The organism is Acinetobacter sp. 809848 (assembly GCF_000581275.1).
Taxonomy (GTDB): Bacteria; Pseudomonadota; Gammaproteobacteria; order Pseudomonadales; family Moraxellaceae; genus Acinetobacter; species Acinetobacter pittii.
Map to the genome: position 1 here is coordinate 1 of NZ_JEXG01000082.1, position 3,042 is coordinate 3,042.

Annotated in this window: 2 protein-coding genes and 1 pseudogene; all 3 read right to left on the reverse strand. The window is 35.3% G+C overall.

Features of this window, described 5'->3' with window-relative positions:
• Positions 1-227, reverse strand: a pseudogene (locus J536_RS23520) (type I secretion system permease/ATPase); the annotation flags it as partial.
• Positions 224-1,756, reverse strand: coding sequence for a TolC family outer membrane protein (locus tag J536_RS23525; protein ID WP_032064157.1), 1,533 nt, complete (start codon positions 1,754-1,756; stop codon positions 224-226). The pseudogene J536_RS23520 and the gene J536_RS23525, both read right to left, overlap by 4 nt.
• Positions 1,757-2,221: 465 nt before the next feature.
• Positions 2,222-2,779 carry a TetR/AcrR family transcriptional regulator gene (locus J536_RS23530; protein ID WP_017402929.1) on the reverse strand — a complete coding sequence of 186 codons (558 nt, stop codon included), beginning with the start codon at positions 2,777-2,779 and terminating at the stop codon, positions 2,222-2,224.
• Between the last annotated feature and the right edge of the window lie 263 nt (positions 2,780-3,042).

The following is a 3,042-nucleotide window of genomic DNA, read 5'->3' on the forward strand; positions in this document are numbered from 1 at the left end:
ACCATGACAGGTAAACGCCACGGATTAAGTAAATCTAATGAAAAAGGTACTTTACGTAAATTGAGTCCAACCTGACGTGTCATTAACTGCAAAACATCATCAAGGTTTTGATTTTGGTTCCAGTCAAGTTGTAAACGAATTCTTTCTTCTGAAGGCTCAATTCTATAATGTTTAGCAATCGTTAAGACCGCCTGTAACCAGGGCTGGTAATTTATTTTTGTCATCATGGTTGTACTTCGAACCCCTGAATTGAAATATTATTTAAGCCATAAGCTTGGCGGGAACGTCCTGTTGCCGAAATATACTGAACAATACTGCTGTAGATGTCATAACGTGCAGTTTCAAGTTCTGCATTGGCGCTATGAATCGCTTGTTCAGCATTCAGTAAGTCAACCAATGAACGGGTACCGAGTTTGTACTGCTCTTGATAAAGTTCGCGTGTACGAACTGTTGTCGCTTGGCGGTTGGCTAAAACCTGCATTTGACGTTGTTTATTTTCAATTTGCTCACGGCTGGTTCTGATCTGATCGAGCACATCCAGATACACAGAATTCACTTTAGATTTAGCGGCTTCCTCTGCATAACTTGCCATTTTTACTTGGGAAGAAACTGATCCACCTTGATAAAACTGACTGGTGGCTTCAAGCATGATGGAACTATATAAACCATCGTCTTCATTATTGTTTGGGTTTTTTCCATTAATAGCCTGACTCAAAGAGCCTTTCACTGCCAAAGTTGGATAACGTGTTAAACGGGTCTGTTCCTTTTGAGCTTTAGCCACTTCAATGCCTGCTTGTGCAGCGATCATTTTTGGAATGGTATTAAACTCAGGTTCACTATAAAGACCAGACTGTTTCACTAAATCGTCAGGAATGATCCATGATTTATTAAAAACATCTACGCCTACCAGAGTTCTTAAATGTTGTTGGTACTGACGTAGTAAAGATTGCTGTGCAATAAGTGTTGACTGCGCAGATTCTAAATAAGTTTGTGCCTGAACTGGATCAGCTTGGCTACTAATACCAGCATTTGCACGTAAATTAGCGATTTCCTGAATTCGCTGAATACCCGCAATTTGCTGCTCGGCAATTTTATTTAATTGGAGATAGCGCTGAATATTGATAATCGACTGAGCCACATCAAGTGCAATATCGTCAATACTGACCAACACATTCGCCTGTTCGACTTGGAGTTTAGCCTTCTCAACCGATACACCTGATTTGACTTTACCAAAATCAAAAAGCATTTGAGTTGCAGATAATGTGAGTAACTGCCTTCCCCGCTCACCACTACTCAAGTCACCTGTGGTAATACCACCTGAAATTTGAGGATAATAACCTGCCCTCGCAACATCAATACCAGCATTTTGGCCAGCTAAAGTTGAAATGGCTTGAGAAATATTAGGATTTCGTTGAACTGCATATTGAACAGCATCAACTAAACTGACTTGATTATTCCACATCGCAGTAGAAGTCGGTAAATAATTCCCATCATTTCCAAACCGTTGAAATTGGTTCTGATCAAAGCCTAAATTACTTAATTTTTGGAAGTCGATAGATCGATAGCTTTCATCCGGCGTGGGTTTAAAGAGCTGAGAAACCTTCTTTGTTAAGTTTTTTCCCGAGTTAGCAGACGCGGTCTCTGCTTTTGTGAGTGATATTGATAAACTTGAAGCAATACAAAAATATAAAAAAAACTTCGTACCTGATTTGATTATAAGTTGTAAATCATTGGGGGGAAGAGGCAATTTACTCATTAGAAGATCTAATCTCTTGAAATATTTTAAAACAATCCAAAACTTATTTAAAAATTATTAATCCCCACACCTTAAACAAATAATTTTCAGAATAATTTTCTTTTAAAAAAAATAAAGTGAAAAATGATTATTTTTTAAAAACATTAACTAAACAATTAATTTTTTTAAAATTTAAATTATAAAAATAGGTTTTAAACACATACATTTAAAACCTATCAAAGCTATACAATCCAGCAATTAGAGTAAAATTTTTAAATAAAAAAAACCTACCCCTTGGGGAAGTGGTAGGCTATAAACTCTAAAAAATCATATTATTAAAGATATATCATTTATTTAAAAGCAGCAATAATGATTAATTTAAATAAAATTAAAACATATGATTAAAAACATATAAAATTAATAAACCGCATTATTACAATTAAGATTTATTAATTAAAATTTTACTTTATATAAATATTTTAGTTTTTATATCAATGTATTTCCCCAAAACCTCTCCAACACCACATCCCGTTCATTCAAACTGTTAAAGCTTAAAACTTGTAACATCAAGCCATCAATTAAGTTTAAAACCATGTTGGCATCGGGTTTGAGTTTGTTGGTTTCTAAACTAAAGACCAAATCAAAAATTTCTTTTAGTAGCCATTTTCGATATTCAACTGCCATGCGGTAAGCCCGTGGATAAAGCAGTTTTAATTCAAAAATAGCTTTAAACAAAAGATGGTAAAGGCTATTTACATCGACATGTAAACGAACAATTTCTTTAAGTTTATCGGCTGCGGTTGGGTAGCGATGTGAGTAGACAATTGCCAGAACTTCTTCTTTAAGTCGGCTTTTTTGAAAGATTAGGCACATTTCAACAAGTCGTTCTTTTGAGTGAAAGTAGTTATAAAACGTGGCTTTTTGAATTTTGGATTTTTTGATAATCAGGTCTACGCCCGCATTATGGAATCCATGCGTGGTAAAGAGTTGGATGGCAGTTTGAACAACCTGTAATTTTTTGGAAGATCTTTCTAAAGTTGGCATAGTTTTACCGTTATAAATTCTTGTTGTTTCTACATGAGATAAAAAGCCTGTGGCCTTTTTGGGAGAAAAAAAGGCACAGCAAAGCCGTAAGACGGTGCTTGGCACATCTCAAGTTTTGTTTTGCTAAGTTTTAAGTAAAAATGACTTAAAGCCTGAAAACCTTATGGCGTTCAAGCTGCTGTAAATTTTTAAGCTGTGTCGTTATAGCTTTTGGCAATGAGTGCCAAGAAATGATGGATGTGCATAGCCAACTCCTGATTTTG